Source organism: Pseudomonas sp. SDO5591_S426, from assembly GCF_054070755.1.
The window spans coordinates 1-6,847 of sequence record NZ_JBSVXD010000248.1 but is presented as its reverse complement, the minus strand read 5'-3'; the positions used below and the strand labels follow the sequence as shown (position 1 = coordinate 6,847).

Here is a 6,847-nt window from a genome sequence, read left to right as displayed (position 1 = left end):
TTATGACCGACATAAAGCCCCTGTAGGAGCTGCCGCAGGCTGCGATCTTTTAAAGCGATCTAAGCCGCCGCTTTATTCGGATTGACCCGCACCTCACCCGCCCGCGCCTCGATCTGCTCTTTGAGCTCATGCCGCATCCCCAGCAAGAACGCCAGCTCAGCCACCACAAACAACGGTCCGACAATCAGCCCAGTCACATCATCGACGAACGCCGGTTTACGCCCTTCGTAGTGATGCCCGACAAACTGGATCGCCCACCCCACCACGAACATCCCGAGGCCGCTGCTCAACCAGACCAGCGTGCTTTGCTGCGCCAGCACCTGACCCGCCCAGACACACAGCCCCAGCAGCACCGTCATCAACACCCCGAGGCGCAATTCAAGACGCAGGTAAAACCATGCGCTGGCCAATGACACCAGCACCGCCGGTGAAAGCCAGCCCCCGGCCCACTGCGGACGAGACAACAGCACGGCGACGGCAACCACGATCAGCGGAATGCCGATGAAGTGGGTGGCGATGTTGCGCGGGTCACGGTGGTACGCGGCGTATTGACTGAGATGGTCAACGAGGCTTTTTTTCATTGTTATTCCTCCTGTAGGGTGACGGATAATGCCTCGGGGCCGTTTCACGCTCTGTCAGCCAGGCGACAATCTCTAGGAGTTTTCATGGATATGCAGGTCTGGCGCCCACGCCTGATGCGTGGTCAGTGGTTCAGCCATTTGCCTGTTTCCCTACAGGATAGTCTGCTGTCCGCCGCCAGGGTGCGGCGCTTGTCGCCGGGGCAGCGCCTGTTCAAGCGTGGCGATCCGCCGTGTGGCCTGTACGCGGTGCTCGAAGGCTCAGTGCGCATCGGCGCCGTCAGCGAGCAGGGCAAAGAGGCATTGCTGAGCCTGGTGGAGGCACCGCACTGGTTCGGTGAAATCGGTTTGTTCGATGGTCTGCCGCGTACCCACGATGCGTTCGCCGTGAGCAATTGCACGCTGTTGCACATTGCACAGAACCCGTTGCTGGCGGTCCTCGACGGAGAACCGGTGCACTGGCGGCAACTGGCATTATTGATGAGCCAGAAGCTACGCATGACCTTCATCAATCTGGAACAACTGAGCCTGTTGCCCGCACCGGCAAGGCTCGCGCATCGCTTGCTGATGATCGCCGAAGGCTACGGCGAACTCGACGAGCCCCGCCGCGTCCTGCAACTGCCGCAGGAGCAGTTGGCGTCGATGCTGTCGCTGTCGCGCCAGACCACCAACCAGATCCTCAAGGATTTGCAGGGGCAGGGGATTATCGGGCTGAGTTACGGGGAAATCGAGATCCTGGATGCTGCTCGTTTGCGGGAGCTGACCACAATCTGAAACTCGACGCGTCTCTTGTGGGAGCGAGCTTGCTCGCGATGACAGTGTGTCAGTCTCCAGGTGTGTCGACTGACAGTCCGCTATCGCGAGCAAGCTCGCTCCCACAGGGGGTCTGGGTGAATCAGAGATTTGTGGTCATCGAAAAAACTGTGGGAGCGAGCCTGCTCGCGATGAGGCCAGCCCAGACAACCTATTCACTGGATCTGTCAGCGCAACCCATCCCGAAACTGCCCCGGCGTCATCCCGGTCCAGCGCTTGAACGCGCGGCTGAAGCTGCTGGTATCGGCGAACCCCAGCAGATAACTGATCTCGCTCAACGAGCATTGCGGATCACGCAGGTGCAAAAGCGCCAGGTTCTCGCGGCTTTCGTTGAGCAGCGTATCGAACCGATAACCTTCGTCCGCCAGGTGCCGTTGCAGGCTGCGCAGGCTCAGGTGCAGGGCTTTGGCGATGTGTTCGGCGCTGGGTTCTCCTTCCGGCAATTGTTCTTCGATGGCATCACGAACCTTGCGCTCCCACGTCAGCGGCTTGAGCTGCGCCAGGGTGCGCTTGAGCACGGTTTCGTTGTGTTCGGCCAGTTCCGGGTTGGCGTCGTCCAGGTGGCTGTCGAAATCAGCCAGGGCGAACTCGATCCGGTCCTCGTCGTTGGCGAAGTACACCGGTGCGCGAAACACCTTGTGCCACTGATGCGGGTCGGCCGGCTCCGGGCGACGCAGGTACACCGCCAGCGGGGCGTAATCGCGACCCAGGCGATTGCGGCAGGTGCGCACGTAAATCGCGGTGAAGGCATCGATGGCTTCGTAAGCGGGAGCGGGATTGCCCGGCGGGATTCTCAAGTGGAAGCGGTAGCGGTCTTCCGCGCGCGTCAGCTCCAGTTCCAGGGCGTCACTGACCACCTGGTGATAGCGCACAATGCGTTCGAACACTTCGCGCAGACTGCCGCTGGCCACCAGCGCATAACCGAGTGCATGAAAAGTCGTGGGACTGACGAAGCGCGAAACCCGCAGGCCAAGCGCCGGGTCGCCGCTGACCTGTACCGCAAGCTCCCATAGGCGCGTAGTACCGGACAATGGATAACGCGCGTTCGGGTCCTCCATCAATTGCGGATCGAGCCCCGCTTGCCGACACAGCGCGATGCTGTCGAATCCCAGGGCATCGAGTTGCTTGCGCAAGGCGCGGGTCCAGCTGGCGAGCGAGGTCGGTTCAGTCATGTTGATTGGCGCTTCCGGTCAACAGGTTGGCGTTCACGGCTACCGCTGCGCACGGGCAGAGCAGGCAGGATGCGAACATCAATAACCAGAGGATGGAAGCATGGACCGTACTTCTGCAAGTCCCCAGCGACTGAATGCAGCTCAGCGATCAGCACATATTCGCGAAGTGGTGCTGGCCAGAGGCGTCGAACTGCGCGAGCGTTACCCGATTCTCAAGCATCAGGACGCCATGGGCGCGGGCATCCTGGCCTTCGCGTTGGCCGGCATGATCGGTTCGGCGGCGCTCTACATGACCGGGCATATGGCGTGGTGGGTGTGTCTTTTGCTCAACGCGTTTTTCGCCTCGCTGACCCACGAGCTGGAGCACGACCTGATTCACAGCATGTACTTTCGCAAACAGCGGGTGCCGCACAACCTGATGATGGGCCTGGTGTGGCTGGCGCGGCCAAGTACGATCAATCCGTGGATTCGTCGTCACCTGCACCTCAATCACCACAAGGTTTCCGGCACGGAAACCGACATGGAAGAACGGGCGATCACCAATGGCGAGCCTTGGGGTTTTGCACGGTTTTTGATGGTTGGCGACAACATCATGTCGGCGTTCATTCGCATGCTTCGGGCGAAAACCTGGGCGCACAAATTCAGCATCATCAAACGTACTTTGAAGGTGTACGCACCTTTGGCGTTGATGCATTGGGGCGCGTGGTACGTGTTTCTCGGCTTCCATGCGGCGAACGGCATTGCGTACCTGATGGGCGCGCCAATCGAGTGGTCGGCGACCACCCTGTCGGTGATGCAGGTGATCGACATCGCTGCTGTGGTGATCATCGGCCCGAACGTGTTGCGCACTTTTTGCCTGCACTTCATCAGCTCGAACATGCACTACTACGGTGACGTCGAACTGGGCAACGTAATGCAGCAGACCCAGGTGCTGAACACCTGGTGGCTGTGGCCGTTACAAGCATTCTGCTTCAACTTCGGCAGTACCCACGGCATCCATCATTTTGTGGTGAAGGAACCGTTTTACATTCGCCAGTTGACCGCGCCGGTGGCGCATAAGGTGATGCGCGAGATGGGCGTGCGCTTCAATGATATCGGTACGTTCGGACGGGCCAACCGGTTTGAGCGCAAGGACGCGGTCGAACCGCAGCAGGTACGTGCCGCACAGGTCTAAGCCATGCATCCGGAAACTCAAGCTCAGTCGATAGTCATCAATTTGACCCAAAGAGACGTTAGGTTGTGACGCAAGCAGGGGAGTCGGCAGCGGGGTGGCTATATGCGATTAAGGCCTAATAAAGTAATTAAATATTCCTTTATTGGATAATCGTTTTAGCCAATCATCGGCTTCCAGTGTTGTTCAACAGCGCTGACAGAATTTGAGTTTTCCGGGGCCGTCTCCTTGGCAGGGTGCGGCCCCTTTTTTATGCCTGGCCAAACACAAAACCTGTAGGAGCTGCCGCAGGCTGCGATCTTCTGATCTTTTTAAAAGCCAGGATCAAAAGATCGCAACCTGCGGCAGCTCCTACAGGGTTATGCCATATGGGTCTTAATAAATAGCTTCTTATTCCTTAACGAATATAACTCTCCTCCCTATACTCGACCGGGAACAGACACGCAGCAGGAGAGCTCCCCCATGCGCAACGAATCAATTCGCTACCTGATTGTGCCGGGCTGGCAAGGATCGCCAGAAGATCATTGGCAAAGCCACTGGCAGAACAGCCTGCCGAACAGCGCACGGGTGGAGCAGGCCGACTGGCTGACGCCGCGTCGTGAAGACTGGGTCGCGGCGCTGGCCGAGGCGATTGCCGCGGATAGCACGCCGGTGATCCTGATCGCTCACAGCCTTGGTTGCATCACCGTCGCTCATTGGGCGGCGACCGCGCCGGTGCAGTTTTTGCGTCAGGTGCGCGGCGCGTTGCTGGTTGCCCCGGCGGACGTCGAGCGCCCGGCCTGCGCGCCGGCTCTGCGCAACTTCGCGCCGATTCCGACGGATCTGCTGCCGTTTCCGAGTCAGGTAGTCAGCTCCGACAACGACAGTGCGGTCAGCGCGCCGCGAGCTCTGGAGTTGGCGCGTCAGTGGGGCGCGGAAGCGGGGATCCTGGCAGGTGCGGGGCACATCAACGTGAAGTCCGGCCACCAGCGTTGGGAGCAGGGATTCGCCTATCTCTATCGCCTGCAAAACCGCATGGAACATAACGCCTTGCGCCGCGCTTGAACCTTTTGTTTTTTTAGAATCGCCCCCGTCTCCCGGCGGTTTTGGGCGGGAGTCTGCCATGAGTTTTGAAACCTTCGGTCAGCCATTGCTGACCTTTCCCGACGCTGAAAAAAGCCCCCTGAGCATCCGCGCCAAGGCGCTGGTGTTCGTCGATCCGCGTTCCCGGCAATTGCGCCAGGAGCTGGAGCAACTCGCAACCCGTGAGGTTTCGGTGCTGATCCGTGGTGAAACCGGCACCGGCAAGGAATTGCTGGCGCGGCACATCCATCGTGCCAGCGATCGCGGCGGGCTGTTCGTCTCAGTCAATTGCGGAGCGATCAGCCCGACTTACGCCGATGCGGAATTGTTCGGCTATGCGGCGGGCAGTTACAGCGGTTCAGCCAGCAGTCGTGCCGGGTGGTTCGGTTCGGCCAACGGCGGCACGTTGTACCTGGATGAGATCGGCGACTTGCCATTGCCGATCCAGATCAAACTGCTCGCCGCCCTGGAAAACCACGAAGTCACCCGTGTCGGCGCCCATCAGCCAAGTCCGGTGGACGTGCGTCTGGTCGCTGCCACCAGCATCGACCTGGCTCAGGCCGTCGCCGCCGGCAAATTCCATGAGCGGCTCTATCACTACCTCAGCGAAGGTCAGCTTGAGTTGCCGGCACTGCGTGAGCGGGTGGGCGACATCCTGTCGCTCGCCGAATACTTTCTCGGCATCTACAGCCAGCGCCTGGATCTGCCGGTGCCTTTGATCAGCGAAACCGCGCAACAAGTGCTGGAGCGACACACTTGGCCGGGCAATACCCGGGAGCTGGAAAACGTCATTCACTTTGCGCTGTTGGTCAGCACTGGCGAGGAGATTTTACCCGAGCATTTGAACCTGTCAGAGGCACCGATTTCGCTGGAAAAAATCGAGCAAGACATTGTTTATACGAGCAAAAATGGCACAGACGATGAGCGTTCGGCACTCAAGCGTTTGCTGGAAAGCCTGACGCAGACGCTCTAGTGCGCTATATGAACAAAATGGAATATGAAACTGAATAAACGTTATTGTCCGGGAATAAAAAATCCCGGTATTGTCCGCTTCACGCCAGCGATAGCACTTCACTGGCACTCGTACTAATAGCCGTCGCCACAAGCGACTGTGATTTTCGATAAGGACACTGCATGAAAAAGGTTCTGTTGTTCACCGCTCTGGCGGCTGCCCTGACCACGGGCCTTGCCCAGGCTGGCGAGAAACTGGTGGTTGCCGCGACCCCGGTTCCGCACGCTGAAATCCTTGAGCTGATCAAGCCAACCCTCGCCAAAGAAGGCGTGGACCTGGAAATCAAGGTTTTCACCGACTACGTACAGCCAAACGTACAGGTTGGCGAAAAGCGCCTGGATGCCAACTACTTCCAGACCAAGCCATACCTGGACAGCTTCAACGCTGGCAAATACAAGGATGACAAAGCCAAGTACCTGGTCACCGTGCAAGGCGTGCACGTTGAACCGTTCGGTGGCTACTCCAGCAAATACAAAACCCTGGCCGAGCTGCCTGACGGCGCGACCATCGCTATCCCGAACGAAGGCAGCAACAGCGGCCGTGCGTTGATCCTGCTGCAGAAGGCTGGCCTGATTGAACTGAAAGACCCGAAAAACGCTCTGGCGACCCCGAAAGACATCGCCAAGAACCCGCACAACTTCAAGTTCAAGGAACTCGAATCGGCCCTGTTGCCGCGTGTTCTGAAGGAAGTTGATCTGGACATGATCAACACCAACTACGCGCTGGAAGCCAAGTTGAACCCGACCAAGGACGCCCTGGTGATCGAAGGTGCCGATTCGCCTTACGTGAACTTCCTGGTGGCCCGTGAGGACAACAAGAACAGCGATGCCATCCAGAAACTGGCCAAAGCCCTGACCAGCCCGGAAGTCAAAGCATTCATCGAGAAGAAGTACAGCGGCGCAGTACTGCCAGCGTTCTAATTCACGAGGTAAACCCCTTCAAGGTTTCAAACGCCGACGGCTGATAGAGCGTCGGCGTTTTTTATTGCCCCGCAAAAGCAAAAGATCGCAGCCTTCGGCAGCTCCTACAAGGCGATGAG

The 6,847-nt window shown here is 58.7% G+C and carries 7 protein-coding genes; 5 read left to right on the top strand and 2 right to left on the bottom strand.

Going from position 1 to position 6,847, the window contains the following annotated elements:
* Positions 1 to 59: 59 nt before the first annotated feature.
* Positions 60 to 581, bottom strand: coding sequence for an Mpo1 family 2-hydroxy fatty acid dioxygenase (locus ACW9JC_RS27540; protein WP_457458967.1), 522 nt, complete (start codon positions 579 to 581; stop codon positions 60 to 62).
* Positions 582 to 665: 84 nt separating this feature from the next.
* Between ACW9JC_RS27540 and ACW9JC_RS27535 the strand changes: the two genes are divergently transcribed.
* Positions 666 to 1,352, top strand: a complete 687-nt coding sequence (locus ACW9JC_RS27535; RefSeq protein ID WP_457458965.1) for a Crp/Fnr family transcriptional regulator — start codon at positions 666 to 668, stop codon at positions 1,350 to 1,352.
* A gap of 206 nt (positions 1,353 to 1,558) precedes the next feature.
* Here the strand turns inward: ACW9JC_RS27535 and ACW9JC_RS27530 are convergent, their stop codons facing one another.
* Positions 1,559 to 2,563 carry an AraC family transcriptional regulator gene (locus tag ACW9JC_RS27530; RefSeq protein WP_457458963.1) on the bottom strand — a complete coding sequence of 335 codons (1,005 nt, stop codon included), beginning with the start codon at positions 2,561 to 2,563 and terminating at the stop codon, positions 1,559 to 1,561.
* A gap of 100 nt (positions 2,564 to 2,663) precedes the next feature.
* Between ACW9JC_RS27530 and ACW9JC_RS27525 the strand changes: the two genes are divergently transcribed.
* The 4 genes from ACW9JC_RS27525 (at position 2,664) to ACW9JC_RS27510 (ending at position 6,728) form a co-directional block, all read left to right on the top strand.
* Complete coding sequence (locus tag ACW9JC_RS27525; protein WP_457458961.1) at positions 2,664 to 3,737, top strand: fatty acid desaturase; 1,074 nt, start codon at positions 2,664 to 2,666, stop codon at positions 3,735 to 3,737.
* A 459-nt stretch (positions 3,738 to 4,196) separates the two neighbouring features.
* Positions 4,197 to 4,778, top strand: a complete 582-nt coding sequence (locus ACW9JC_RS27520; RefSeq protein ID WP_448105926.1) for an alpha/beta hydrolase — start codon at positions 4,197 to 4,199, stop codon at positions 4,776 to 4,778.
* Between the two features lie 58 nt (positions 4,779 to 4,836).
* Positions 4,837 to 5,769, top strand: coding sequence for a sigma 54-interacting transcriptional regulator (locus ACW9JC_RS27515; RefSeq protein WP_457458959.1), 933 nt, complete (start codon positions 4,837 to 4,839; stop codon positions 5,767 to 5,769).
* Positions 5,770 to 5,930: 161 nt separating this feature from the next.
* On the top strand, positions 5,931 to 6,728 hold the full coding sequence (locus ACW9JC_RS27510; RefSeq protein ID WP_416127465.1) for a MetQ/NlpA family ABC transporter substrate-binding protein: 798 nt from the start codon (positions 5,931 to 5,933) through the stop codon (positions 6,726 to 6,728).
* Positions 6,729 to 6,847 lie beyond the last annotated feature (119 nt).

Coding starts and splice junctions, on each gene's coding strand:
- ACW9JC_RS27535 (WP_457458965.1), top strand. CDS start 666: ATGGATATGCAGGTCTGGCGCCCACGCCTGATGCGTGGTCAGTGGTTC.
- ACW9JC_RS27520 (WP_448105926.1), top strand. CDS start 4,197: ATGCGCAACGAATCAATTCGCTACCTGATTGTGCCGGGCTGGCAAGGA.
- ACW9JC_RS27540 (WP_457458967.1), bottom strand. CDS start 581: ATGAAAAAAAGCCTCGTTGACCATCTCAGTCAATACGCCGCGTACCAC.
- ACW9JC_RS27530 (WP_457458963.1), bottom strand. CDS start 2,563: ATGACTGAACCGACCTCGCTCGCCAGCTGGACCCGCGCCTTGCGCAAG.
- ACW9JC_RS27510 (WP_416127465.1), top strand. CDS start 5,931: ATGAAAAAGGTTCTGTTGTTCACCGCTCTGGCGGCTGCCCTGACCACG.
- ACW9JC_RS27515 (WP_457458959.1), top strand. CDS start 4,837: ATGAGTTTTGAAACCTTCGGTCAGCCATTGCTGACCTTTCCCGACGCT.
- ACW9JC_RS27525 (WP_457458961.1), top strand. CDS start 2,664: ATGGACCGTACTTCTGCAAGTCCCCAGCGACTGAATGCAGCTCAGCGA.